This window comes from Nocardioides deserti (assembly GCF_014266025.1).
GTDB classification, from domain to species: domain Bacteria; phylum Actinomycetota; class Actinomycetes; order Propionibacteriales; family Nocardioidaceae; genus Nocardioides; species Nocardioides deserti.
This window is the reverse complement of sequence record NZ_JACMYC010000006.1, coordinates 131,193-155,835: the sequence shown is the minus strand read 5'-3', so window position 1 is coordinate 155,835 and position 24,643 is coordinate 131,193. Positions and strand designations below refer to the sequence as shown.

Genomic DNA, 24,643 nt, shown 5'->3' with positions numbered 1-24,643 from the left:
GCTAGGAGTGAGCGACGCGGGCGCGGGTGCGCACGCCGTCGACGACGAGGGTCACGAGGCCCTCGTCGCGGGCGACCTTCGTCAGGCGGGCGACGCGTCCGCGACCGTCCTTGCCGACCGGGATCGGCACGCAGTCGACGCCCTCCTCGCACCACTCGCCGACGCCGCGGGAGAACAGCCGGGGAACCGGCCGGCTGCCGGAGGCGAAGCCGGCGACCTCGACGCCGTACCAGGTGCACGGGTAGGTGTAGCCCTGGGACTCGGTGGTGCACGCACCCGGGGTGCGCACGAGGCGCACGACCCGGGCCCGGGAGGTGGCGCAGTCACGCTGGACCGGGCTGGTGGCCGTGCCGCCGCCGGCGGACTCCGCGACGGTGCGCACGCGTACGCAGACCCGCTCGCCGCCCTGGCCGGTGTCGACGGTGAAGCGCTGGTCGCCGAGGGTCTGCCAGCCCTGGCCGCGGTTGTACTCCGTGGTCAGCACGACGTCGCCGCCCGGCTCGGGAGCCTCGCGGATGCGGAAGCCCACCGACCGGTAGCCGCTGCGCGCCCGGACGCTCGGCGCCTCCGGGGCGGGCAGGGTGGCGGCGGTCGCGCTGGGGCTCGGGCTCGCGGAGGCGGTCTCGTCGGCTGCGTCGCTGGTCGCCGCGGTGGTGGGGTCTCCGGCGACCGGTCGGTCGTCCTCGTCGCCCGTGGAGGCGTCGATCGCGAACGCCGCGACGGCGACCGCGGCCACCAGGCCGGCGGCGGCAGCGACGGCGAGGCCGCCGCGCCGGCGGCGCTCGCGGTGCTCGGGCGCGCTCGCCGGGCCGTCCGGCCCGTCGCCTCCGGACCCCCCACCCGTCGCGCCGCTCGAGCCGTCGCCCGGGCCGGGCACGAACGGTGCGGCGACGGCCGCCGGGGTGACCAGCTCGCGCACGACCGTGCTGCCGACCTGCGGGTCCTCGTGGTCGTCGTGGTCCTCGCGCTCGGTCCGCGCGGCGGAGGCGGCGGCCGCAGCAGCGGCACCGGCGGCGGCCGCGCCACCGACCGCCCCCGCGGCAGCACCGACAGCGCCGGCCCCGCCGAGGACCGGCTTGACCGCGGTGCGGTCGTCCTCGGGGTCGACCGAGGAGCCGGGACCGCCGGGCGCAGCCGCGTCGACCGGGTCGTCCACGCCGGCCGCAGGACCGGGGACGGGCAGCCGGCCGGAGTCGATGTCGCGGATGATCGCCAGCAGCGCCTGCCGCAGCTCGGCGGCCGACCGGACCCGCTGCTCGGGGTCCTTGTGCAGGGTGTGGGCCAGCAGCTCGTCGATGCGGTCGTCGACGGGGTGGCCGGTCGCGAGCTGCGGGATCGGCGAGTTGACGTGGCTGTTGATCATCTGGAAGTCGGTGCCGGCGTACGGCGCGTCGCCGGTCAGCACCGCCCACAGCAGGCAGCCCATCGAGTAGACGTCGCCGCGCTCGTCGGCGGCGTGGCCGAAGTGCCGCTCGGGCGCCATGTACGCCGGGCTGCCGACGAGCGTGCCGGCGCGGGTCAGGCCCTCCTGCTCCGAGGCGTTGCCGTCCAGTGCGATGCCGAAGTCGGCGAGGTAGGGGATGAGCCCCTCGGGCCGGTTCCAGAGCAGCACGTTGCCGGGCTTGACGTCGCGGTGGATGACACCGGCGGCGTGGGCGTCGGCGAGCGCTTCGCAGGTCTGCGCGACCAGCGAGAGCGCGGCGCGGCGGTCCAGCGGCCCGTGCGTCTGCAGCCAGGTCCGCAGGTCGCCGTCGGGGAAGAGCTCGGTGACGAAGTAGACGGTGTCGTCGGTCTCGCCGTACTCGTGGATGCCCACGATGTTGCGCGACCGGATCCGCGCCAGCACCGACGCCTCGCGGGCGAAGCGGGCGTGGAAGTCCTCCCGGTCGGGGAGGGACGGCAGCACGATCTTGAGCGCGACGGAGCGGTTGAGGACCTTGTCGACGGCCTCGTAGACCACGCCCATGCCGCCGTGCCCGATCCGACGCACGATGCGGTAGCGACCGTCGTACTCGTCGTCGACCTTCGGGTATCCCATGCCTGCCCTCGCCCGGGCTCCGGCGGCCCGACGCGGGGAGTTTACCGGCCGCGGTCGGTGCCCAAACCCCGGTCGGGGGCGGGGCTGGACCGGGGTGCGTACGTCGTCGTCCGCTCGACCACCGGACGGCCGATCCCGCCGCCGATCTCCTCGAGCTCGGCGACCGTCTTGGCCGACCCGTGCTCGGAGCCGGCCATCCGCGAGATGGTCTCCTCCATCAGCGTGCCGCCGAGGTCGTTGGCGCCGGCGCGGAGCATCGCGCGGGTGCCGTCGACGCCGAGCTTGACCCACGAGGTCTGGATGTTGTGGATGCGGCCGTGCAGCAGGATCCGCGCCATCGCGTGGACGGCGAGGTTGTCGCGCAGCGTGGGACCGGGGCGGGCGACGCCGGCGAGGTAGATCGGCGCGGAGGTGTGCACGAACGGCAGCGGCACGAACTCGGTGAAGCCCGTCCCCCCGGCCGCGAGGGACTCGTCCTGGATCCGCGAGAGCACCCGCAGGTGGCCCACCCAGTGGCGCGGGTTGTCGACGTGGCCGTACATCATCGTCGAGGTCGTCGGGATGCCGACGCGGTGCGCGGTGGAGACGACCTCGATCCACGTGCGGGCGGGCAGCTTGCCCTTGGTCAGCACCCAGCGGACCTCGTCGTCGAGGATCTCCGCGGCCGTGCCGGGCAGCGAGCCGAGGCCGGCCTCGCGGGCCTTGATGAGGAAGTCCTCTATCGACAGCCCGGTCCGCGCGGTGCCGTTGACGACCTCCATCGGGCTGAAGGCGTGCACGTGCATCTCGGGCACGCGCTGCTTGACCGCGGTGACGAGGTCGAAGTACGCCGTGGCCGGCAGCTCGGGGTCGATCCCGCCCTGCATGCACACCTCGGTCGCGCCGAGCTCCCAGGCCTCCTGTGCGCGGTCGGCGACCTGGTCCAGCGAGAGCGAGAACGCGTCGGCGTCGGTGCGCCGCTGGGCGAACGCGCAGAAGCGGCAGCCGACGTAGCAGACGTTGGTGAAGTTGATGTTCCGGTTGACCACGTAGGTCACGTCGTCGCCGACGGCCTCGCGGCGCAGGTCGTCGGCGAGCCGGCAGACCTGGTCGAGCAGCGGGCCCTCGGCGGTCATCAGCGTCAGGGCGTGCTCGTCGGAGAGGTTCCCCGGGTCGGCCTCGGCCGCGGCGAGCGCCTCGCGGCCCTCGCTGTGCAGCACGGCCGGAGCGCCGTCGACCAGCGCGGTGCCGGCCGCGGCGTCGCGGACCGAGTCCCAGTCGCCGTACACCTCGGTGAAGTCCGAGCGCCGGTCCTCGGTGCGTCCCGCGGTGTCGACCGCGGCGTGCAGGTCAGTGCGACCCGTGGACTCGAAGCCGCCGTCGGGTTCCTGCCACGGCCGCCCCACGGGACGTACGCCGGGGCGCGCGAGGCCGGCGCGCGGCCCGCTGGTCTCGGCGAGCGCGGCGACGTGGCCGGCGACCCGCGGGTCGAGCCAGGGGGCGCCGGCTTCGAGCGACGCGCGGACGTGCTCGGGGTGGATCGTCAGCCGCGCGGCCACCTCGAAGCCGCACTCCGCGCTCATGGCGCGCAGCCGCTCCAGCGAGGGCCAGGGCCGCTCGGGGTTGACGTGGTCGGGGGTGAGCGGCGAGACGCCGCCCCAGTCGTCGACGCCGGCCTCGAGCAGCGCCCGGCACTCGGCCAGGTCGACGAGGTTCGGCGGTGCCTGCACCCTGGCCTTGGGTCCGAGCACGATGCGGGTGACGGCGATGGCGGCGCGGTACTCGTCGAGGTCGAGGTCGTCGGCGTGCCGCATCGCGGTGTCGGGCTTGGCCCGGAAGTTCTGGACGATGACCTCCTGGACCGCGCCGTAGGCCTTCATCGTGGCGCGCAGCGCGAAGATCGTGTCGGCGCGCTCCGCGAGCGTCTCGCCGATGCCGACCAGCAGTCCGGTGGTGAACGGGATCGAGAGCCGACCGGCGTCCTCGAGCACCCGCAGCCGCACGGCCGGGTCCTTGTCCGGGGAGCCGAAGTGCGCCAGGCCCTTGGTCTCGTGCAGCCGGGTCGAGGTGGTCTCGAGCATCATCCCCATCGAGGGGGAGACGGGCTTGAGCCGGTTCATCTCCTCCCACGACATGACGCCGGGGTTGAGGTGCGGCAGCAGGCCGGTCTCCTCGAGCACCTGCACGGCGAGCGCCCGGACGTAGGCCAGCGTCGAGTCGTAGCCCTGCTCGTCGAGCCAGGCCCGCGCCTCGGGCCAGCGGTCCTCGGGCCGGTCGCCGAGGGTGAAGAGCGCCTCCAGGCAGCCCAGCTCAGCACCCTGGCGGGCGATGTCGAGCACCTCGTCGGGGGAGAGGTACGGCGCGCGGCCCTCGCGGGCGGCCTGCCCGGGTGTCTCCACGAACGTGCAGTAGTGGCACCGGTCGCGGCACAGCCGGGTGACCGGGATGAACACCTTGGGGGAGTACGTCACCACGCCGGGCCGGCCTGCGGCCACGAGGCCCGCGTCGCGGACCTTCGCCGCGGCCGCGCACAACCGGTCGAGCTCGGGGCCCGTCGCCGCCAGGAGGGCGGTCGCCTCGGCGGGGTCGAGGGCCGCACCCCGCTCGGCGCGCGCCAGCGCACGGCGTACCTGCTGGGGGGTGGGGCGGGGTCCCGCGGTCTCGGCGTCCATCGCCGTGCAGGCTATCCGGCCGCGGTGTGGGCGACGGGAGGGTGCTCGAGCTGCGGCGCGGTCGAGCTCAAGTGGCCGGCCGCCCAGGCCCGGTGCACGACCACGCCGGCGACGAGCGCGCCGAGGACGCCGAGGGCCAGGTCGCCGAGGGTGTCGGCGTACGCGTGCTGGCGCTCGGAGTGCCGGCTGAGGAACGCGGCGTACTCCGCCAGCTCCCAGGCGATCGCGGCGGTGCCGGCGAAGGCCAGGGCCCGCTCGAGCACGGCGCCGAGGCCTGCGCTGCGGTGCATCGTCAGCAGCAGCACGGCGGCGGTGAGCAGCCCGAGGTTGGCGAAGTGCATCCAGTCGTCGAACCACACGATGCGGTCGTAGAGGTCCATCCGGTTGCCGAGGGTGTCGCTGAAGCAGGTGAGGGTGACGAGCAGGTCGGCGAGCCAGGGGAACGACGCCCGCTCGCGCCAGGAGAAGAACCAGACGGCCGGGATGGCGAAGGCGAGGAGCGGGTAGCCGATCGCCCGGGCCTCGGCGCCCTTGCCCTGGAGGCCGCTGGCCTCCGGGTTGGCCAGGGCGAGGCCGAGCAGCAGCACGAGCAGCGCCTTGGCGGCGACGTCCAGGGTGCGGACGACGCCGGGCGTCTCGTAGCGCACCACGGTCACGACGTCGCTGCTCACCGCAGCACGCTACCGCCGCCCGGCCGACTGGCCGGGCGGCGGGTGCTCGAGCGTGTCCCGCAGTGTGACCCGGGGCTCAGGTCGCGCTCAGATCCCCAGGCTGCGGCCGATGATCTCCTTCTGGATCTCCGTCGTGCCGCCGTAGATGGTCTGGATGCGGCTGTCGACGTACGCCTTGGAGATCGGGTACTCGTTCATGTAGCCGTAGCCGCCGTGCAGCTGCACGCCCTGGTCGGCGAACTTCTTCTGCAGCTCGGTCGTCCAGTACTTCGCCATCGACGCCAGCGCGGTGTCGACCTTGCCCTCGTTGAGCTTCATGACGCAGTCGTTGACGAAGAGCCGGGCGATGTGGGCCTCGGTCGCCATCTCGGCGAGCAGGAACCGGTTGTGCTGGAACTTGCCGATCGGCTTGCCGAACGCCTCGCGCTGCGCGGCGTACTCCAGGCACAGGTCGAGGATGTGCTCGATCGCGGCGATGGCGATCGCGGCGATCGAGACCCGTTCCTGGGGCAGGTTGACCATGAGCGAGATGAAGCCGGAGCCCTCCTCTCCCAGGAGGTTCTCCTTGGGCACCACGACGTTGTCGAAGAACAGCTCGGCGGTGTCCTGGGCCTTGAGGCCCATCTTGTCGAGGTTGCGGCCGCGCTCGAAGCCCTCCATGCCGCGCTCGACGACGAGCAGGCTGATGCCCTGGTGGCCGGCGTCGGGGTTGGTGCGGGCGACGACGATGACGACGTCGCTCATGATGCCGTTGCTGATGAAGGTCTTCGAGCCGTTGATGACGTAGTGGTCGCCCTTGTCGACGGCCGTGGTCTTGATGCCCTGCAGGTCCGAGCCGGCGCCCGGCTCGGTCATCGCGATCGACGAGATCAGCTCGCCGCTGACCAGGCCCGGGAGCCAGCGACGCTTCTGCTCGTCGGTGCCGAGCTGGCTGATGTAGGGGACGATGATGTCGGTGTGGACGGGGAAGCCCAACCCGCTCGCGCCGACCCGGGAGATCTCCTCGGCGACGATCATGTTGTAGCGGAAGTCCTTGATCTCCGGACCGCCGTACTCCTCCTCGACGTCGAAGCAGAGCAGCCCCGCCTCGCCCGCCTTCAGCCACACCTCGCGGCTGACCTGGCCGTCCTTCTCCCACTGGTCGTGGTGGGGGACGACCTCCCTCTCGAGGAACGAGCGCACGGTGGCGCGGAAGTCCTCGTGCTCCTGCTCGTAGATCGACGGGCGCTCCGGCATGTGGTTCCTCCGACGGGTGGTGTGGTCGACGGTACGTCGTGGTGTCAGCGCAACTGTGACAGCAGAACTGTCATCGGGCAAGGTAGGGTGCCGGTCGTGTCCCCCTCCCCGTCCTCGGCCGCGTCCCTGACCGTCGACGAGCTGGCGGCCGCCGTCGGGCTGACGGTCCGCACCACGCGGTACTACGCCAGCCTCGGCCTGCTGCCGCCGCCGGAGCGCCGCGGACGGGTGGCGTACTACGGCGACGAGCACCGCGCGCGGCTCGAGCTGGTCCGCGCCCTGCAGGACCACGGCTTCACGCTGCAGGCGATCGAGCGGGTGCTGGCAGGGCTGCCCGCGTCGGCCACCGTCGAGGACCTCGCGCTGCAGCGGGCGATGCTCACCTCCTGGTCCTCCCGGCCCCGCGAGCGGCTGACCCGCAAGCAGCTGGAGGAGGTGGTCGGCCGCCGCCTCTCCGACCGCGACCTCGAGCTGCTGGTCACCCTCGGCTCGGTGGAGCGGGACGGCTCAAGGTACGTCGCCCTGCCGAACCTCTCGGTCGGCGTCGAGCTGCTCGACGTCGACATCCCCGCGGGCAGCATGGAGGCCGCGAGCGAGGCGATCAGCCGGCACATGGACGCCCTGGCCGAGGAGCTGACCGAGATCCTGCGCGAGCAGGTGCTGCGCCCCTACCGCCGCGAGGCGCAGACGGCCGAGGACGCCGAGCGGCTCGAGCAGACCGTCTCCCGCCTGCGCCGGCTCACCCTCGAGGCCGTCGTCACCGGCTTCCAGCGTGCCGCCAACGCCGTCATCGCGCGCTCGCTCGCCCGGGACTGATCTGCGGGCTGAAGTTTGCCCGGGCTGCCCGGAACTTCATCGGCCACCCGATGAACCTGTCGGTGGGCCGATGAAACTTCGGCGTCCCACCGACAGCTTCATCGGCGCCCCGATGAACCTCACAGCCGCCGGGTCAGGCGCGGGTCAGGAGACCCACTCCTTGAGCTGGGAGATCGTGGCGGCAGGGTCGGGGCTGACCGGGGTGACCTGGAGGTTGGTGACGCCGGCCTCGGCGAAGGCGGCGATCCGCTCCTTGACGTAGGACTCCGGCCCGACGAAGTTGCCGGCCTCGAGCCACTCGAGCGGCACGAGCGCCTCCGCCTCCTTCTTCTTGCCGTCGAGGTAGAGGTCCTGGATCTGCTTGGCCTCGGCCTCGTAGCCATACTGGCAGGCGAGGTCGTTGTAGAAGTTCTTGCCGCGGGCGCCCATGCCGCCGACGTAGAGGGCGTAGATCGGGCGGGCGAAGTCGAGGAGCGCCTTGGTGTCCTCGCCCTCGCCGATCGCGACCATGCCGCCGGCGGTGACCTCGAGCGGGCCGAGGTCGGCGGAGCGCTTGGCGGTGCCCTTGGCGAGGGCGGCGCCCCAGACGTCGTTCGCCTTCTCGGGCAGGAAGAGGTGGGGGATCCAGCCGTCGGCGACCTCGGCGGTCATCGCGACGTTGGCGTCGCCGAGCGAGGCCACCCACAGCGGGACGGCCGGGCGCTCGGGGCGGGTGAGCAGCTTCAGCGGCTTGCCGAGGCCGAGGCCCTGGTCGGCCGGCAGTGGGAGGGTGAAGACCTTGCCCTCGTGCTGCAGCGGCTCGCGGCGCAGGCCCTGGCGCAGGATCTTGATGACCTCACGGGTGCGGCCGAGCGGCTTGTCGTACGGCAGGCCGTGGAAGCCCTCGATCACCTGCGGGCCGGACGCTCCCAGCCCGATGACCGCGCGGCCGCCGGAGACGTTGTCGAGGCCGGCCGCGGTCTGCAGCAGCGCGCCGGGGGTGCGGGAGAAGACGTTGAGGATCGCCGCACCGATCTCGAGGGTCTCGGTCTTCGCGGCGAGGTAGCCCATCAGCGTGGGGGAGTCGAAGCCGTACGCCTCGGCCACCCACACCGTGTCGAGGCCGGCCTTCTCGAGCGCGACGACCTGGTCGGCGGCCTGGCGCGGGTTCCCGTCGTACATCAGCGGCATCGAGAGCTTCATGCCGCTCACCCTGACACCGGTGCTGTCACCGTCACAAGGTGGGGGTGCTCACCGTCGGTCGAGCATGTGCAGCGCACGGCCGAGCGCGCCGGCCAGGGACGCGGCGTACTCCGTGGTCAGGTGGTCGGTGTCGCGGTAGGTCAGCGTGCCGCCGACGACCACCGGGCAGAGGTCCTGGTAGCACAGCCACGGCGTCGGGTCGACGACCTCCGCGCCCGCCAGTCGCGCCGACGTGACCGCCACGTCGCCGAGCCTGCGGGAACGCTCGACGGGCTGGAAGGTGCAGTCGCCGAGGCTGGGCGAGCCGGTGGTCAGGCAGGTGCCGGGGTCGTACGACGACTTGGGCACGTCCCGCAGCAGCACCACCCGGTCCGCGGCCCGGCGCAGGTCGGAGAACAGGTCGTCGTACCCCTGCGCGAGCAGCGGGGTGACCCGGTCGATCGCCTCGTAGCGCCGGTCCCCGTCGTAGATCCCGTTGACCGGCGGGGAGGACGTGACCACGACGAGGTCGGGCTCCAGCGACGCGACTTGATCGGCGACCCAGTCGTGGAAGACGGTGCACTCGGTGAACGGGCGGTCCTGGTCGACCGGTGCGGGGACGACGTGGGCGGCGGTGCACTGCGGCTTGACGAGGTAGTACGCCGTCCAACCGCCCTCGTCGGCGATCCGGTCGAACGCGGGGATCCAGGCGCGGGCGTGCGAGTCGCCGGTGACCACGACCGTGCGGTCGGCCTCGGTGTCGCCGCGCGGGCAGAGCCGGCGCACGTCGGTGCTGTAGTCGCAGGCGCCGACGTCGGCGACGGACGCGCGCAGGTCGAGCAGGTCGGGGTCGAGGTCGCTCGGGACGGCCCGCCGCTCGCGGGCGGCGTCGACCGAGGCGCGCACGAGCGCGACCGTGCCGTCGGGGTCGTCGTGGGTGAGCCCGTCGGCGGTGATCGCCGGGTTGTCGCCGGCGTCCGCGCGCTCGCCGGTCCACCACCACGTGCCCGCGCAGGTGGCGGCGACGAGCGCGAAGCTCGCCGGGTAGAGCACGATCGCGCGGGGCACGCCCAGCGCGAGCGCGGGCCGGCCCTGCCGGAACGGCAGCTCGACGTAGGTGTAGGTGACGGCCGACAGCACGAATGTCACGAGCACGGCCGCCGCGGCCTCCCAGGCCTCGAGCGACCGGCCGAGCAGGCCGGCGGGCAGCACGAGGGCCGGCCAGTGCCACAGGTAGAGCGAGTACGACCAGTCGCCGACCACGCGCACCGGCCGCCACGCGAGCACGACGTCGGTCAGCGGGCGGGCCGCCCCCGCGCCGGCCAGCAGGACGAGCCCGCTGCCGACGACGGGCAGCGCGGCGGCGTACCCCGGGAAGGCCGTGCCGTCGTCGAGCACGACGCAGGCCCCGGCCACCATGGCGAGGCCGAGGGCGGCGAGCAGCGTCGCCGGGACGCGGCCCAGCCTGCGCAGCGCGGTGGCCGGGACGAGCGCGACGATCGCGCCGAGCCCGAGCTCCCAGGCCCGGGTCAGGGTCGAGAAGTACGCCGCCCCCGGCTGCTCGGCGCTGTGCAGCACCGACCAGGCGAACGACGCGCCGGTCACCACCAGCAGCGTGCCGAGCACGGCCCCGCGGGGCAGCCCGCCCGATCCGCGGCGCACCAGCCGCCAGACGGCGAGCACCAGCAGGAGCAGCAGCGGCCACGCGACGTAGAACTGCTCCTCGACGGCGAGCGACCAGTAGTGCTGCAGCGGCGAGACGCCCAGGTCGGAGGCGAAGTAGTCGACGTCCTGGCGCGCGAAGTGGATGTTGGCGGCGAAGAACGCGGACCACAGCGCGTCCTCCACGACCTGGCGGGCGTCGAGCAGGCTGAACCACGCCAGCGCGGTCAGCACGGTCACCGCCGTCACGACCGTCGCCGCCGGGAGGATCCGGCGGGCGCGTCGCGACCAGAAGCCCAGCAGCGAGAACCGGCCGTCGCGCTCGACCTCGCGGTAGAGCAGCCCGGCGATGAGGTAGCCGGAGATCACGAAGAAGACGTCGACACCGACGTACCCGCCCGGCAGCCAGGTGACGCCGGCGTGGCTGACGATGACGACCAGGACCGCGAGTGCCCGCAGCCCCTGGATGTCCCCGCGCAGCGCTCGCGCCATCAGCCTGCCCCCGTCACGTCGCCCGGCAGGGTACCAACGGGCGGGACCCCGCCCGGGTCACGCGCGGCCCGGTGGGACGATCGTGGTCCGCACCATCCGCGAGCAGAGGGAGCAGCAGCGTGACGTCGTACCGCATCGCCGTGATCGGGGGCACCGGCCCGCAGGGCAAGGGCCTAGGCTACCGGTTCGCCCGCGGCGGCCACACGGTCGTGCTCGGCTCGCGCGCTGCGGAGAAGGCCGAGGCCACCGCGGGCGAGGTCACCGAGCGGCTCGCCGGCGTCGAGGGTGCCGGCACGGTCACCGGCGCCGCGAACGCCGACGCGTGCGCCGAGGCGGACCTGGTGCTGCTCGCGGTGCCGTACGACGGCCACGACGAGCTGGTCGCCTCGCTGCCGCTGGCCGGCAAGGTCGTCATCTCCTGCGTCAACCCGCTCGCCTTCGACAAGCGCGGCGCGCACGGGCTGGTCATCGACGGCGGCGAGGGCTCCGCGGCGGAGTCCGCGCAGCGGCTCCAGCCCGAGGCCACCGTCGTCGGCGCCTTCCACCACGTCTCCGCCGTGACGCTGTGGGGCGAGGACGAGTTCCTCGACGGCGAGGACATCCTCGTCGTCGGCGACAAGACCGACGCGAAGGAGCCGGTCATGGAGCTGGCCGCCTCCGTCACCGGCCGCCCCGGCATCGACGCCGGCAAGCTCCGCCTCGCGCGCCAGCTCGAGCCCCTCACCGCGGTCCTGATCTCCATCAACCGCAAGTACAAGACCCACTCCGGCATCCGCATCCACGGCGTCTGACGAGCGCCGGCCCGCCGACCGACGCCCCCCGCCAGGTCAGGAGCGGCCGTTCCAGGACTCCCAGAGGGCGGCGTAGGAGCCGCCGGCGGCGACGAGCTCGTCGTGGGAGCCGAGCTCGGCGATGCGGCCGTCCTCGACGACGGCGACGCGGTCGGCGTCGTGGGCGGAGAAGAGGCGGTGGGCGATCGCGATGACCGTGCGGCCCTCGAGGACGGCGGCGAGCGAGCGCTCGAGGTGGCGTGCCGCGCGCGGGTCGATGAGCGAGGTCGCCTCGTCGAGGACCAGCGTGTGCGGGTCCGCAAGCACGAGGCGGGCGAGGGCTACCTGCTGGGCCTGGGCGTCGGTGAGGGTGCGGCCGCCGGAGCCGACGACGGTGTCGAGGCCCTCGGGCAGGGCGTCGACCCACTCGAGGGCGTCGACGGCGGCCAGGGCGGAGCGCACGTCGTCCTCACCGGCGCCGGGCTTGGCGGCGAGGGCGAGGTTCTCGCGCAGGGTGCCGACGAAGACGTGGTGCTCCTGGGTCACCAGGGCGACGTGGCCGCGCAGGTCGTCCAGCGGCAGCTCGGTGAGCCCGACGCCGCCGACGGTGACCGAGCCGGTGCGCGGCGGGTGGATGCCCGCGAGCAGCCGGCCCAGGGTGGACTTGCCGGCGCCCGACGGGCCGACCATGGCGATCCGCTCGCCGACGCCGACCCGGAGGTCGACGCCGTGGAGGACGTCGCGCCCGGCGGCGTACGAGAACCGGACGTCCTCGGCCGCGAGCTCCTCGCCGTCCGGCACCCGGTCGGTCGCGGTGCGGTCGTCGGGGACGTCGGCGATGCCGAGCAGGCGGGCGAGCGAGGCGGCGCCCATCTGCAGCTCGTCGAGGATCGACACGATCCGGTCGACGGGGTCGATGAGCATCTGGACGTAGAGGGTGGCGGCGGTGACGTCGCCGAGGGAGACCTCGCCGCGCAGGTAGAGCCACCCGCCGAGCAGCAGCGTGCCGACGGTCGGCAGCAGGTAGCTGATCTCCATGCTCGGGAAGAAGACCGTGCGCAGCCGCAGCGTGTAGCGCTCGGCCGCGAACGAGTCGGCGATGTCGTCGTCGATCGCGCGGACCCGCTCGTCGCCGATCCCGAGCGCCTCGACGGTGCGGGCGCCGTGGACGGTCTCGGTGAGGGTGGCGTTGATCTGGGAGTACGTCGCGGACTCGCGCAGGTAGCCGTCCTTGGCGCGGGCGAGGTACCACCGCAGGCCGACAACGAGCGGCGGGACGCCGAGCAGGCACGGCAGGATGACCCACCAGCCGACGCTCACCGCTGCGAGGAAGGTGACCACCGCGGTGATGACGGCGATCGTCCACTCCGGCAGCGCCATCCGCACCGACCAGCCGAGCTGGTCCACGTCGCGGCTGGTGCGGGTCAGCAGGTCGCCGGAGCCGGCCTCCTCGACGGTGCCGAGCGGCAGTGCGAGCGCGTTGCCGACGAAGTCCTCGCGCAGGTCGGCGAGGACCTTCTCGGCGAGCACCTGGCTGATGTAGCGGGCGTACCGGGTGAGCACGGCCTGCAGCACCACGAAGCCGGCCAGCAGCAGCATGATCCGGTCGACGTGGTCGGTGGTCGTGCCCTGCTCGACGGCCTCGACGAGGTCACCCAGCAGGCGGGGCGCGGCGAGCGCGGCGACGGCGGCGAGCACGTGCAGCAGCAGCGCGCCCCAGACCATCCGCGGGTGCTTGCGGACCAGGCGGCCCGCGTACCGCCGCACCGAGCGGGTCCCGGCGACGGGCAGGGCGGTGGTGCTCATCGGGCCGCCTCCACGGTCTCGGCGGGCAGGTCGGCAGGTGAGTCGGCGAGCGGCTCGGGGTCGGTCTCGCGCGTGACGACCCGGCGGTACGCCGCGTCGCCGGCGAGCAGGTCGACGTGGCGGCCGGTGGCGACCACGACGCCGTCGCGGACGAGCGCGACCTCGTCGACGGCGTCGAGCAGCAGCGGGCTGGACGTCGTGACGACCGTGGTCCGGCCGGCTCGGTGCTCGCGCAGCCGGGCGGCGATCCGCGCCTCGGTGTGGGCGTCGACGGCCGAGGTCGGCTCGACCAGCACGAGCACCTCCGGCTCCGCGACGAGCGCCCGGGCCAGGACGAGCCGCTGGCGCTGGCCGCCGGAGAAGCTGCGGCCGCGCTCGGCGACGAGGGTGTCCAACCCGTCGGGGAGCGCCGCGAGGATGTCGTCGGCGGAGGCGGTGCGCAGGGCGCGGTCGACCGAGCGGCCGTCGCCGGAGACGTCGAGCCGGTCGCCGAGGCGGCCGGAGAACAGCATGGAGCCGGTGTCGGAGACGACCACCCGGCGGCGTACCTCCGCCCGGGTGAGACCCGACAGCGGCACGCCGCCGAGGAGCACCTGGTCGTCGACCTCGGGTGCGCACAGGCCGAGCCGGTCGGCGAGCTCGGCGGTCTCGTGGGGCTGCTCGCTGACCAGCGCGACCATCGAGCCGGGCCGCACGCGCAGGCCGCTGCGCAGGTCGACCAGCTCCGAGCCGACCGGCGGCGAGGGGAGCGGCGCGACCGGGTCGAGGTGGTCGGGGGTGAGCGCCAGGACGCGGACGACGCGGCCGGCGGCGACGCGGGCGCGGATGAACTTGTTGGCGTACTCCGTGGCGGTCCGCAGCGGGATCATCAGGAACGCGGAGTAGCCGTAGAAGGCGACCAGCTCGCCGGGCGTGATCGTGCCCTGCACGGCGTACCGCGCGCCGAGCCAGACGACCAGCACGACGAACACACCGGGCAGGAACACCTGCAGCGCGTCGAGGACCGACTGCAGCTTCGCGACCTGGACGCCGGCGCGGCGGGTGGTCTGCGACTCGCGGCGGTAGCGGTCGTGGAAGACCTGCTCGCCGCCGATCCCGCGCAGCACCCGCAGGCCGGAGACGATGTCGGTCGCGGTGTTGGAGAGGTGGCTCATCAGCTCGCGCTGGCGGTGCGCGCGCCGCTGCAGGGGCCGGAGCAGCGGCCCGACGAGCAGCATCAGCGCGGGGACGCCGATGAGCACGACCAGCCCCAGCGTCGTCGAGGTCTGCAGCAGGATCACGGCCACGAGCACGAAGGACACGACCGCGCCGGCGAACCGGGCGGAGACGTCCATGACCTGGCCGAGGTGGGAGAGGTCGGTGGTGCCGATGGCGACGACCTCGCCGCCGGAGACCTTGCGCGGCAGCGTGCCGCCGAGGTGGACCGCCTGCCGGCCGACGAGCTGGACGGTGCGGTACGCCGCGACGAGCCAGTTCGTGACCGCGAACCGGTGCCGCATGATCCCGCTCGCCGCCTGCAGCAGGCCGACGGCCAGCAGGAGCCCGGCGAGCCACCCGAGGGTGCGGCCGTCGCGGTCGGCGACGCCCTCGTCGATCGCCCGCCCGATGATCGCCGGCATCACCGCCTGGCTGCCCATCCACACGATCCCGAACGCAGCCCCGGCGGCGAGCGTGCGCCACTGCCCACGCGCCATCCACCACAGGAACCTCCCCGGTGAGCGGGCGTCGGCGGTGCCGGGGTTCTCGAGGGGGAGGTGGATCACCGGACAACGTTAAGGACGCGGTCCGAACGGCGACGAATCCTTTTCCGTCCGTCCCCGCTCAGGTGTTGCCGAGACCACAGGAGGCGACCGCGAAGTCGATCGCCGCCGCCGCCCCGGCCGGGCCCATCCGCAGCACGAGCTCGCCCGGCTCGCCGTCCAGCACCACCCGCAGCCGCAGCGCCGTCGCGCCGCCGGACTCCAGGAAGGCGTGGGTGTCGCAGCGGGTCGGCTTCAGCGGCAGCCGCACCTCCTGTCGCGGCCCGTCGCCGCGCACCCGCAGCCGCGGCGACCACGCCGACGAGCCGTCGACGGGGGAGAGGATCGGCGTCGCGCCGACCGTCTCGACGACCAGCTCGCGGCCGGGCTCGCCGGTGGGGACCGCCACGAGCGTGAGGGCGGCGGTGTCCCCGACCTGCACGGGTACGTCGCCGGGCGCGACGACCTCGTCGGACCACCGCAGCCGCGCCACCTCCGCCACGGCGAGCTCGAGGCAGCGGGCGCGGACGAACCGCCCCACCACGTCGGTCGGGTCCTCGACCTCGACCGGCTCGGTCCGGCCGTCGTGCCGCACGACGACCTGGCCGGTGACCCGCTCGTCCCGCGCGGCGCAGGCCGGCCGATCGGGGAGGACGAGCGTGTACCCGCGCTCGGCCTGCGCCGGTGCCGGTCGCAGCCGCTCGGCGACCAGCGGCGCCCGCAGCCGGGGGTCGCGGTAGACGATCCGCGTCGGCGTCACCGTCCCGGTCGTGTCGTTGTCGAGCCACACCTGGATCCGCCCGAGCGCCGCGTCCCTCGAGGACTGCCGCAGGTCGGCCAGCAGCCGGCCGGTCGGCGGCGGCTCGGGCGGGGGCGGCAGCGGGGTGAGCGTGCGGATGGAGGGGGACGGGTCGACCGTCGCCGCGTCGGGGTCGTCCGCTGCGGAGCAGGCCGGCAGCGCCAGGAGGAGGGCCAGCGCGACCAGCGCCGCCCGGCCGCTGGTCGAGCTGGGAACCATGGCGAGCGTCGACGGGACCCGGCGACCGTCCCTGCGGTCCATCCGGCGATTGTGGGCCGGACCGGCCCGCGGCGCCACCGCCTTCCGCCGGTCGAGGCGGCGCGGACGCTCAGCCGGCGAGGTCCTCCACCAGCTCGGCGCCGGGGAGCTCGGCGACCAGACGGCCGGGCAGCAGCAGCTTGGAACGGCGTACGCCCGAGCCGATGACGGCCACGTCGATCTCGGCGACGCGGGCGTCGACGAGCAGCCGCCAGCCGGTCGGCAGGCCGACCGGGGTGATGCCGCCGTGTTCCATGCCGGACTCCTCGACGGCCCGGTCCATCGGCAGGAACGACGCCTTGCGGACGTCGAGCAGCCGCTTGACCCGGTTGTTGACGTCGGCGCGGGTGTCGGCTCGGACCACGCAGGCGGCGACCTTCTCCTCCCCGCCGCGGCGGCCGGCGACCAGCACGCAGTTGGCCGACGCGGTCAGCGGCAGGTCGAACGCCTCGGTCAGCGCCGCGGTGTCTGCGAGCGCCGGGTCGATCTCGGTCACGGCGACGTCGCCGGCGTGCGGCCAGCCGGCCAGCGCGGCGACCACGGGCGGCGCCAGGAGGTCGGGGTGATCGGTCGCGGGCAGGGACACCAGGGTCCCGAGGGACGGGAGGGGCATGTCGTGATCCTGACACCGGGTGTTCACGTCGTCCCCGCTGCCCGGCCACCCGCGGCGCGGACGCTGGTCGCGTGATCGCTCCCGTTCCCGCCCCGAGCACCGGCTCGGACCACGGACTGCTCACCGGCTCGCCGCAGGTCATCGGCCACCGCGGCGCGTCCGGCCACCGCCCCGAGAACACCCTCGCCGCCTACCGCCTCGCCGTCCGGATGGGCGCCGACGCCATCGAGCCCGACCTCGTCCCGACCCGCGACGGCGTCCTCGTCGCCCGGCACGAGAACGAGATCTCCCGCACCACCGACGTCGCCGACCACCCCGAGCTCGCCGACCGCCGCCGCACCAAGGTTGTCGGCGGCCGCGAGGTCACCGGCTGGTTCACCGAGGACCTCACCCTCGCCGAGCTCCGCACGCTCCGCGCCGTCGAGCGCCACCCGGCGATGCGGCCGGGCAACACCCGGTACGACGGGCTGTGGGCCGTGCCCACGCTCGACGAGATCTGCGCGCTCGTGCACCACGAGTCCCGGCGGTCGGGCCGCCGGATCCGGCTCTGCGCGGAGATCAAGGAGGCGTCGTACTTCGCCTCGATCGGGCTGCCGGTCGAGGAGACCCTGCTCGAGGTGCTCGCCCGCCACCGCCTCGACGGGCCGGGCGGCCGCTCGCAGCTGCAGTCCTTCGAGGAGGACGCGCTGCGCCGGCTGGCCGGGCAGACCGACGTGCCGCTGGTGCGGCTCGTCGACGAGGGCGAGTGCCCGGACGTCGCCCGCGTGGCGACGTACGCCTCGGTCCTCGGCGTGCACAAGAGCCTCGCGACCCCCGACCTGGTGGCCGAGGCGCACGCCTTCGGGCTGGCCGTCCACGCCTGGACGCTGCGCGCCGAGCTGGTGCCGGACCCGTACGCCGAGGTCCGCGACCTGCTCGACGCCGGCGTGGACGGCCTGTTCAGCGACCAGCCGGACATCACCGTCGCCGCGCGCGCCGACTGGCTGGCCGCCCAGGAGCGGACCGGCTAGACGTCCTGGTGGCGGTCGTGGTCGTCGCGGACGGCCCGGCGGCGGGGCACGAGGGTCGTCACCAGCAGGCCGACGACGCCCGCCAGCACCCACGGCACCGGCAGCAGCCAGCGGACGTCCTCGCCCTGGACGGCGTCGGACTCCACGATCGCCCAGATCGCGACCAGGCCGAGGAACGCGATCCCCATGACGAGGTGACCGACGTCGACGGGGTGACGGCCCTGCTCCCAGCTGCGCTTCATCGTGCGTCTCCTCCGGTGTGGACCTCGACCTGCCCGACGCCCAGGTGGGCGTCGAGGGTGAGGGTGGGGTTGTCGGTGCCCGGCGCGTCGTAGGCGTAGGAGTTCTCGATGCCGAGGCCACCCTGGTCCGACCCGAAGATCCGGGCGTTGCCGACGCCGACGCTCGCCTCGGCCTCGACGTCCAGGCCCGCAGGGACCAGGACCTCGATCCGGCCGATGCCGTTCTCGACCAGCACGGTGCGCCCGTCGAGGTCGTCGAGGTCCGCGACGTCGGTCAGGTCCAGGACGAGCTCGCCGGTGCCGGACTGGTAGGTCGACGCCACGCCGGCCGCGTCCGTGGGCCGGTAGGTGCTCTGCCCGCCGCCGACCGACTCGGTGAGCACGGTGGTGGCGGTGCCGAGGGCGGCGACGATGCCGACCGCGACCAGCCCGCCGGCGCGGCCCCAGAAGGCGCCGAGCAGGAGCATCACGCCGCAGACGGCCACGACGAGCGCGGAGTACGCCGAGTCGTCGACCGGCATCCCGCCGAGGTCGAGCAGGCCGAGCACGCCGATGCCCAGCGCCGCGAGCGCCATGGTGAACCAGAACAGCAGAGGTCCGCGGCGACGCGGGTTGCTCGGCGGCGGGGGTGGCGCGGTCGGGCCCCAGGTCGTGCCGGGTGTGCCCGGCGGTGCGGTGTGCGGGGCTGTGTAGGGCGCGGTGTGCGGCGCGGTGTGCGGCGCGGTGTGCGGCGCGGTGTGCGGCGCGGTGTGGGGCGCGGCGTACGGCCCGGTGTGCGGCCCGGTGTACGTGCCGGTGCTCGGGTCGCCGGGGGCCGCTGTGCGGCGCTTGCTGCGGTCTGACCGGTCGAGGAGGAGCAGCGCCAGGATCGCCACGATCGCCAGTGGCCACGGGAAGTCGAAGATTCCCCACGAGTCGCCGAGCATCGAGAGCAGCGCGACGACGCCGACGATCGTCAGGGCGACCGCGCGGTTGCGGTCGTCGAGGTGGAACGGCGCCTCCACGGCGTCGTCCTGCGGGACGAGCAGCCAGACCGCGCCGTACACGATCAGGCCCGCACCACCGAAGAACACCAGCACGACGAGCGCCACGCGCAGGATGATCGGGTCGACGTCGAGGTGGCGGGCCAGTCCGCCCGCGACGCCGGCCACCTTCCGGTCGGTGCTGCTGCGGCGCAGGCGGCCGAGGTCGCGCACCTCCTCCCGTGTGGTGCGCGGGCCGGTGCCGGGCTGAGGTCCGTGCTGGGGACCGGGCTCGGGTGGTGCGTCGGGCGGCGTGGTGGTCATGGCACCAGCCTGGCCGCCCGAACGCCTGCGGACCATCGGGGGAACCCCTGGTCCGTGCCCGACCGCACTCCCCGGATCCTGGGCACGGACCCCCGGTCCGCAGGTCAGGGTCGGCCCGGGGTCCGACCCCGTGGTGGGGGTCCGCGCCGGGTGCGACGATGGGACGGAGATGACCACCGAGACCACCGCGACGGGCACCCGGCCCCGCGACGACGTCCGCCGCGCCTACCGCGACACCGCCGAGCCGGTGGTCGGCGGTGTCGCCGGCGGCCTCGCCGAGCACCTGGCCCTCCCGGTGGTGTGGGTGCGGACGGCGTTCGTCGTCGCGACCGTGTTCGGCGGCCTGGGCGTGGCGTTGTACGGCGGCCTGTGGCTGGTGCTGCCCGCCCAGCCGTACGTCGAGGACGAGGCGCCCGGCCTCGCCAGCGCCCGCCGTCGCGGCCGGCGCCCCGGCCGGGTGCGGCGGCTCGGCGACGTCGGCCCCGCGGTCGCCGTCGTCGTGCTCGGCGTCGGCGCGGTGCTGATGGTCGAGGCGGCCTGGGGACGCGGGGCGACGCTGTGGCCGATCGCGCTCGGCCTGGCGGGGCTCGCGCTGCTGTGGCGGCAGGCCGACGAGGTCCAGCGGGAGCGCTGGCTGGACCACACCGGGCGGCTCGACCCGGTCCAGATGGTCTTCGGCGGCGGCGGCTGGGCGGCGTACGTCCGGGTCGGCCTGGGCGTGCTGCTCGTCGTCTCGGCGTTCTTCATCTTCGGCTTCGACAGCGGCTCGCTCCAAGAGGCCCGGGGGGCGGTCGTCGCCGGCGGGCTGGGCGTGATCGGCGTCGGGCTGGTCGCTGGGCCGTGGATCTTCCGGCTGGTCAGCGACCTGGCCGCCGAGCGGGCCGAGCGGGTGCGCACCCAGGAGCGCGCCGACGTCGCGGCCCACCTGCACGACTCGGTGCTCCAGACGCTCGCGCTGATCCAGAAGAACGCCGGCGACGCGGCCACCGTGGCGCGGCTGGCGCGGTCCCAGGAGCGCGACCTGCGGGCCTGGCTCTACGCCGGCGAGTCGACGGACGAGCGCACGGTCGCCAGCGCGCTGCGCGGGGTCGCCGCGGAGGTCGAGGACGCCCACGGCGTCTCGGTCGAGGTCGTCACGGTGGGGGACTGTGCGTTCGGCGAGCCGCTGCGCGCGGTCGTCCAGGCGACCCGCGAGGCGCTCACCAACGCGGCCAAGCACGCCGGCACCGGCCAGGTCGACGTGTACGCCGAGGTGACGCCCGCCGCCGTCGACGTCTTCGTGCGCGACCGCGGGATCGGGTTCGACCCGGCCGCGACCCCGTCGGACCGGTACGGCGTCCGGCACAGCATCATCGACCGGATGGAGCGCCACGGCGGGACCGCCGAGGTCCGCACCGGCGTCGGCGAGGGGACCGAGGTGCGGTTGCACCTGCCCCGGCAGGAGGAGAGCGATGAGTGAGCAGGCACCCACCCCGACCCCGACCCCGGTCACGGTCGTGGTGGTCGACGACCACGCGATGTTCCGCCGCGGGGTGATCGCGGAGCTCGGGGCTGCCGGCGGGGTTGCCGACGGGGCGGCCGGTGCCGAGGCGGTCCGCGTGCTGGGCGAGGCCGCCGACGTCGACGAGGCGGTGGCCGCCGTGGCGGCGTACCGCCCCGACGTGGTGCTGCTCGACGTCCACCTGCCCGGGGGCGGCGGGGTGGAGGTCATGCGACGCGCGACCGCGGCCGGGTCCTCGCCGGGCACGCGCTACCTCGCGCTGTCGGTCAGCGACGCCGCGGAGGACGTGATCGGGACGATCCGCGGCGGGGCGCGCGGGTACGTCACCAAGACGATCACCGGCCCCGAGCTGGTCTCCGCGATCGGCCGCGTGGCCGAGGGGGACGCGGTGTTCTCCCCGCGGCTGGCGGGGTTCGTGCTGGACGCGTTCTCCGGCTCCATCGAGGTCGCCGCCGTCGACGAGGACCTCGACCGGTTGACCGAGCGGGAGCGGGAGGTGATGCGGCTGATCGCGCGCGGCTACGCCTACAAGGAGGTCGCCAAGGAGCTGTTCATCTCCATCAAGACCGTCGAGACCCACATGTCCAGCGTGCTGCGCAAGCTCCAGCTGTCGTCCCGGCACGAGCTGACCCGGTGGGCGTCGGACCGCCGCCTGCTCTGACCTGCGGTTTCGCGTCTCCGATCGACGGGTAACGGGCTCCGCACCGACTACCCGACGGGGGCACCCATGACCGGGACGAGCGATCCCACCGCAGCTGACAGCGGCGAGCTCAAGCGCTCGATCAGCGGTTCCCAGCTGTACTTCTACGTGCTCGGGGACGTGCTCGGATCGGGCATCTACGTCCTGATCGGTCTGGTGGCCGGCGCGGTCGGCGGGGCCTTCTGGATCGCCTTCGCGGTCGGCGTCACGTTGGCGACCATCACCGGGCTCGCCTACGCCGAGCTGGTCACGAAGTACCCCCAGGCCGCCGGGGCCGCGCTCTACGTCAACAAGGCGTTCAAGAACATGCCGCTGACGTTCCTGATCACGGTGTGCATGCTGTCGGCGTCGTTCGCGGCCGCGGGGTCGCTGGCGACCGGGTTCTCGGCGTACTTCGCCGAGCTCTGGTCGCTCCCGCCGGCTCTCCTGGTGAGCCTGCTCTTCGTCCTCGTCCTCGTGGTCGTCAACCTGATCGGCATCACGGAGTCGGTGGTCGCCAACGTCGTCATGACCTTCGTCGAGATCGCGGGCCTGGTCATCATCATGGTGATCGGCGTCTGGTACGTCGCCGAGGGGAAGGCCGACTTCGGGACGCTGACCAGCTTCGACGCCGACGGCAACCCGATCTTCGCGATCATCTCGGGCGTCGCCCTCGCGTTCTTCGCGATGACCGGCTTCGAGAACGCCGCGAACGTCGCCGAAGAGTGCAGGAATCCGCAGCGGACCTTCCCGAAGGCCCTGGTCGGCGGCATGGCGACCGCCGGGGTCATCTACGTGCTGGTCGCGATGACGGCCGGCCTGACGGTCCCGCTCGACACGCTCGCCGGATCCGACGCGGCGCTGCTCGAGGTGGTCGAGACCGGGATCCTGCCGCTGCCGGTCGGCTTCATGACCATCCTGTTCGCCGTGATCGCGATGACCGCCATCACCAACACCACCCTGGTGGCGGTGGTGACCGAGTCCCGCATCCTCTACGGCATGGCCCAGGAGGACGTCGTCCCGAACGTCTTCGGCAAGCTGCTCCGCGAGCGTCGCAGCCCCTGGTTCGCGCTCGGCTTCGCCGCCATGGTGGTGGGCGGCCTGCTCGTCGCCGGCGCCCTGCTGAACGACGCGGGGATCGGCGTCGACGTCGTGGCACGCCTCGCCACGGTGACCGTGGTCTTCACGCTGTTCATCTACGGGCTCGTGATCGTCTCCGCGCTCAAGCTCCGCGGCCAGGACGAGAGCGACGGAACCTACCGGGCCAGCACCCCGCTGCTGCTGGTCGGCATCGTCGGCAACGCCCTCCTCCTCGGGTACGTCGTCTGGGACGACCCGAAGTCGCTGCTGTGGTGCGCCGCCCTGCTGGCCCTGGGCGGCGTGCTCTTCCTCGCCAGGATGATCAGCGGTCACGGCAACCGGTCCGCCGACGCACCGGCGGGGTGACCCTGATCGCACGAGCGGGACGCCGCCCGCGGCCGGTCGTGCTCCCGATCACGCCGACCCGCTAGCGTCCGCGGCATGGAGACCGTGCGGCTGATCCTGCTGTTCCTGCACATCCTGGGCTTCGCCGCCCTCCTCGGAGGCTTGCTCGCCCAGGCGCGGCTGCCCGAGAAGGCGGTCAACGCCGCCATGCGTGACGGCTCCGGCACCGCCTTCGTCGCCGGGCTCGCCCTCGTCGGCGTCATCGAGGCCGGCGACCTCGGCGACCTCGACCACGTGAAGGTCGCCGTCAAGCTCCTCATCGGCCTGGTCATCCTCGGGCTGGTCATGGCCAACGTCCGCAAGGAGCGCATCACCCAGGGCCTTTGGACCCTCCTGGTCCTCCTCACCGTCGTCAACATCGGCGTCGCTGTCTTCTGGGCCTCCGCGCACGCCTGACCAGGCCCCCCGCGCGCTTGGTAACGGACAGTTCCCCGCTCTATCTGCACGCTGCAACGTGCAGATAGAGCGGCGAACGTCGCGTTACATGTCCGGGGCTTGCGTCAGGCGGCCGGCCGCCGGCGCGGGACGACGTACGGCGCCAAGTCGCTGATGTCGATGCCGAAGCGGGCCTCGGTGTACGCCACCTCCCGCTCGAGCCGGGCCAGGGCCGCCGCCGTCCCGGGCCCGATCACGTCGGCCCAGACCAGGCGGCTCATCCCGAGCTGGTAGGAGCAGTACCAGTCCTGCCGGACCTTCTCGTCCCAGACGACCTGTTCCGCGGAGCGACCGTCGCCGAAGCCACGGTGGTACTTCAGCCGGCCGTCGAACTCGAACAGGTGCCGACCGATCCGGAGGTCGGCGAAGGCGGTCCGTCCGTCCCGCGCGAGCCCGAACTGCGTCTGCGGCCGACCCCGTCCCAGCTGCATGACGAGCAGGCGGGCGAGCGACTCGCCCAGCGACTCCGCGCCGCTGTCGCCGAGGTCGATGGCCTGGCGGACGCGGTTGATGTTCGGCCAGTAGTGCATCCGCTCGGTCACGGCCGTCAGCTCGCCACGTGGCACGCCCGCGTGCAGCGCGCCGTCCACGGCCGCCACCCCGGTCGCGAGGTCGTGCTCCCGCGCCATGTCGACCGCCGTGCGGGCGAGCCCGAGCACCGGTACTCCGTCCACGACCGTCGGTCGGTCGGCCACGCCGTACGGCGCCAGGTGGTGCTTCGTCCCGTGTCGGAACCGGCACCGTTGCGGCCGGCTCCGAGAGCCCGGTGGGACCGGCACGGTCAGGTGGGTCACCGGCACGGGCGGCAACGGCACGGCGAGGCCCCACACGACGGCCGCACTGTCGTGGCTGCGGACGTGCTCGATCCGGGTGGACAGCGCGACGGCGTCGTCGTGCAGCCGCTGGCGGGCCGAACGGGTGGTCAGCATCGCGACGTGCGTGCGATCGGCGTACACGCCCCGTCGGACCGCCACCCACGCGCCGGCCCGCACCAGGCGATCCACCTCGCGCTCGGTCATCCCCGCAGCGAGCGCCTGCCGGCGGATGACGAGGTGCGGCGCGGCGCCCAGGAGGGCGGCGATCTCGGGGTGCATGCCCGCGACGCTGCTCGCATCGCGCCGCGGCGTACCACCTCGAGCCCCCCGCTGTGGAGGACGCGTCCGGGCCTGCCTGATGTGAGCGGATCCCGGTCCGCGACGGCGGCCGCGGCACATGTAACGACAGGTTCGCCGCTCTACCAGCACGCTGCAGCGTGCTGGTAGAGCAGCCAACGTCGCGTTACAAGCCCGCGGC

The 24,643-nt window shown here is 73.8% G+C and carries 20 protein-coding genes; 7 read left to right on the top strand and 13 right to left on the bottom strand.

The features are described from left to right. Window position 1: 1 nt before the first annotated feature. The 4 genes from H7344_RS12360 to H7344_RS12345 form a co-directional block, all read right to left on the bottom strand. A complete protein-coding gene (locus H7344_RS12360) occupies window positions 2–2,038 on the bottom strand; it encodes a serine/threonine-protein kinase (RefSeq protein WP_186346334.1) in 2,037 nt (678 codons plus the stop codon). Between the two features lie 41 nt (window positions 2,039–2,079). Next, on the bottom strand, window positions 2,080–4,689 hold the full coding sequence (locus H7344_RS12355) for a bifunctional FO biosynthesis protein CofGH (RefSeq protein WP_186346333.1): 2,610 nt from the start codon (window positions 4,687–4,689) through the stop codon (window positions 2,080–2,082). Window positions 4,690–4,700: 11 nt separating this feature from the next. Further along, entirely contained in the window at window positions 4,701–5,360 is a 660-nt protein-coding gene (locus H7344_RS12350; RefSeq protein WP_186346332.1) for a hypothetical protein, read from the bottom strand. A gap of 87 nt (window positions 5,361–5,447) precedes the next feature. Next, window positions 5,448–6,596 carry an acyl-CoA dehydrogenase family protein gene (locus H7344_RS12345; protein ID WP_186346331.1) on the bottom strand — a complete coding sequence of 383 codons (1,149 nt, stop codon included), beginning with the start codon at window positions 6,594–6,596 and terminating at the stop codon, window positions 5,448–5,450. Between the two features lie 96 nt (window positions 6,597–6,692). On the opposite strand from H7344_RS12345, the gene H7344_RS12340 reads away from it, so the two are divergent. Beyond that, a complete protein-coding gene (locus H7344_RS12340; protein ID WP_229707098.1) occupies window positions 6,693–7,412 on the top strand; it encodes a MerR family transcriptional regulator in 720 nt (239 codons plus the stop codon). A gap of 144 nt (window positions 7,413–7,556) precedes the next feature. Here H7344_RS12340 and H7344_RS12335 read toward each other — a convergent pair whose 3' ends face one another. Together H7344_RS12335 and H7344_RS12330 are read right to left on the bottom strand one after the other, a co-directional pair. Beyond that, window positions 7,557–8,594 (bottom strand): LLM class F420-dependent oxidoreductase, encoded by a 1,038-nt coding sequence (locus H7344_RS12335; protein WP_186346330.1) that lies wholly within the window; start codon window positions 8,592–8,594, stop codon window positions 7,557–7,559. 48 nt (window positions 8,595–8,642) lie between these two features. Beyond that, the gene (locus H7344_RS12330; RefSeq protein ID WP_186346329.1) at window positions 8,643–10,727 is read right to left on the bottom strand and encodes an acyltransferase family protein; all 2,085 of its coding nucleotides are present in this window, start codon (window positions 10,725–10,727) and stop codon (window positions 8,643–8,645) included. A 119-nt stretch (window positions 10,728–10,846) separates the two neighbouring features. On the opposite strand from H7344_RS12330, the gene npdG reads away from it, so the two are divergent. Next, window positions 10,847–11,518, top strand: a complete 672-nt coding sequence (gene npdG / locus H7344_RS12325; protein ID WP_186346328.1) for an NADPH-dependent F420 reductase — start codon at window positions 10,847–10,849, stop codon at window positions 11,516–11,518. A 36-nt stretch (window positions 11,519–11,554) separates the two neighbouring features. Here npdG and H7344_RS12320 read toward each other — a convergent pair whose 3' ends face one another. The 4 genes from H7344_RS12320 to H7344_RS12305 form a co-directional block, all read right to left on the bottom strand. Further along, a complete protein-coding gene (locus H7344_RS12320; RefSeq protein WP_186346327.1) occupies window positions 11,555–13,303 on the bottom strand; it encodes an ABC transporter ATP-binding protein in 1,749 nt (582 codons plus the stop codon). After that, window positions 13,300–15,066, bottom strand: coding sequence for an ABC transporter ATP-binding protein (locus H7344_RS12315; protein ID WP_186346326.1), 1,767 nt, complete (start codon window positions 15,064–15,066; stop codon window positions 13,300–13,302). The genes H7344_RS12320 and H7344_RS12315 overlap by 4 nt, the downstream gene beginning before the upstream one ends. 58 nt (window positions 15,067–15,124) lie before the next feature. Further along, entirely contained in the window at window positions 15,125–16,102 is a 978-nt protein-coding gene (locus tag H7344_RS12310) for a hypothetical protein (protein ID WP_186346325.1), read from the bottom strand. A gap of 67 nt (window positions 16,103–16,169) precedes the next feature. Continuing rightward, window positions 16,170–16,712 carry a YbaK/EbsC family protein gene (locus tag H7344_RS12305; protein ID WP_186346324.1) on the bottom strand — a complete coding sequence of 181 codons (543 nt, stop codon included), beginning with the start codon at window positions 16,710–16,712 and terminating at the stop codon, window positions 16,170–16,172. 71 nt (window positions 16,713–16,783) lie between these two features. On the opposite strand from H7344_RS12305, the gene H7344_RS12300 reads away from it, so the two are divergent. Beyond that, window positions 16,784–17,722 (top strand): glycerophosphodiester phosphodiesterase family protein, encoded by a 939-nt coding sequence (locus H7344_RS12300; protein WP_186346323.1) that lies wholly within the window; start codon window positions 16,784–16,786, stop codon window positions 17,720–17,722. On the opposite strand, the gene H7344_RS12295 is transcribed toward H7344_RS12300, so the two are convergent. Together H7344_RS12295 and H7344_RS12290 are read right to left on the bottom strand one after the other, a co-directional pair. After that, window positions 17,719–17,964 (bottom strand): hypothetical protein, encoded by a 246-nt coding sequence (locus H7344_RS12295; RefSeq protein ID WP_186346322.1) that lies wholly within the window; start codon window positions 17,962–17,964, stop codon window positions 17,719–17,721. The genes H7344_RS12300 and H7344_RS12295 overlap by 4 nt on opposite strands. Then, window positions 17,961–19,250, bottom strand: coding sequence for a PspC domain-containing protein (locus H7344_RS12290; RefSeq protein WP_186346321.1), 1,290 nt, complete (start codon window positions 19,248–19,250; stop codon window positions 17,961–17,963). The genes H7344_RS12295 and H7344_RS12290 overlap by 4 nt, the downstream gene beginning before the upstream one ends. 169 nt (window positions 19,251–19,419) lie before the next feature. Here H7344_RS12290 and H7344_RS12285 point away from each other — a divergent pair, with 169 nt between their 5' ends. The 4 genes from H7344_RS12285 to H7344_RS12270 all read left to right on the top strand — a co-directional run bounded on the left by H7344_RS12285 (window position 19,420) and on the right by H7344_RS12270 (window position 23,311). Beyond that, complete coding sequence (locus H7344_RS12285; RefSeq protein WP_186346320.1) at window positions 19,420–20,709, top strand: ATP-binding protein; 1,290 nt, start codon at window positions 19,420–19,422, stop codon at window positions 20,707–20,709. Beyond that, window positions 20,702–21,412 (top strand): LuxR C-terminal-related transcriptional regulator, encoded by a 711-nt coding sequence (locus H7344_RS12280; RefSeq protein ID WP_186346319.1) that lies wholly within the window; start codon window positions 20,702–20,704, stop codon window positions 21,410–21,412. Before H7344_RS12285 ends, H7344_RS12280 begins: the two co-directional genes overlap by 8 nt. Before the next feature lie 66 nt (window positions 21,413–21,478). Then, a complete protein-coding gene (locus H7344_RS12275) occupies window positions 21,479–22,876 on the top strand; it encodes an APC family permease (RefSeq protein WP_186346318.1) in 1,398 nt (465 codons plus the stop codon). Window positions 22,877–22,951: 75 nt separating this feature from the next. Next, window positions 22,952–23,311: a hypothetical protein gene (locus H7344_RS12270; RefSeq protein WP_186346317.1), complete on the top strand. Its 360-nt coding sequence runs from the start codon at window positions 22,952–22,954 to the stop codon at window positions 23,309–23,311. Between the two features lie 104 nt (window positions 23,312–23,415). Here H7344_RS12270 and H7344_RS12265 read toward each other — a convergent pair whose 3' ends face one another. Next, complete coding sequence (locus H7344_RS12265; RefSeq protein WP_186346316.1) at window positions 23,416–24,444, bottom strand: type IV toxin-antitoxin system AbiEi family antitoxin domain-containing protein; 1,029 nt, start codon at window positions 24,442–24,444, stop codon at window positions 23,416–23,418. Window positions 24,445–24,643: the final 199 nt, after the last annotated feature.

Excerpts from the sequence above, each read along its gene's own strand:
- H7344_RS12280 (WP_186346319.1), top strand. The coding sequence starts at position 20,702 with ATGAGTGAGCAGGCACCCACCCCGACCCCGACCCCGGTCACGGTCGTG.
- H7344_RS12305 (WP_186346324.1), bottom strand. The coding sequence starts at position 16,712 with ATGCCCCTCCCGTCCCTCGGGACCCTGGTGTCCCTGCCCGCGACCGAT.
- H7344_RS12360 (WP_186346334.1), bottom strand. The coding sequence starts at position 2,038 with ATGGGATACCCGAAGGTCGACGACGAGTACGACGGTCGCTACCGCATC.
- H7344_RS12320 (WP_186346327.1), bottom strand. The coding sequence starts at position 13,303 with ATGAGCACCACCGCCCTGCCCGTCGCCGGGACCCGCTCGGTGCGGCGG.
- H7344_RS12270 (WP_186346317.1), top strand. The coding sequence starts at position 22,952 with ATGGAGACCGTGCGGCTGATCCTGCTGTTCCTGCACATCCTGGGCTTC.
- H7344_RS12275 (WP_186346318.1), top strand. The coding sequence starts at position 21,479 with ATGACCGGGACGAGCGATCCCACCGCAGCTGACAGCGGCGAGCTCAAG.
- H7344_RS12335 (WP_186346330.1), bottom strand. The coding sequence starts at position 8,594 with ATGAAGCTCTCGATGCCGCTGATGTACGACGGGAACCCGCGCCAGGCC.
- H7344_RS12295 (WP_186346322.1), bottom strand. The coding sequence starts at position 17,964 with ATGAAGCGCAGCTGGGAGCAGGGCCGTCACCCCGTCGACGTCGGTCAC.
- H7344_RS12355 (WP_186346333.1), bottom strand. The coding sequence starts at position 4,689 with ATGGACGCCGAGACCGCGGGACCCCGCCCCACCCCCCAGCAGGTACGC.
- H7344_RS12310 (WP_186346325.1), bottom strand. The coding sequence starts at position 16,102 with ATGGACCGCAGGGACGGTCGCCGGGTCCCGTCGACGCTCGCCATGGTT.
- H7344_RS12285 (WP_186346320.1), top strand. The coding sequence starts at position 19,420 with ATGACCACCGAGACCACCGCGACGGGCACCCGGCCCCGCGACGACGTC.
- H7344_RS12265 (WP_186346316.1), bottom strand. The coding sequence starts at position 24,444 with ATGCACCCCGAGATCGCCGCCCTCCTGGGCGCCGCGCCGCACCTCGTC.
- H7344_RS12345 (WP_186346331.1), bottom strand. The coding sequence starts at position 6,596 with ATGCCGGAGCGCCCGTCGATCTACGAGCAGGAGCACGAGGACTTCCGC.
- H7344_RS12330 (WP_186346329.1), bottom strand. The coding sequence starts at position 10,727 with ATGGCGCGAGCGCTGCGCGGGGACATCCAGGGGCTGCGGGCACTCGCG.
- H7344_RS12290 (WP_186346321.1), bottom strand. The coding sequence starts at position 19,250 with ATGACCACCACGCCGCCCGACGCACCACCCGAGCCCGGTCCCCAGCAC.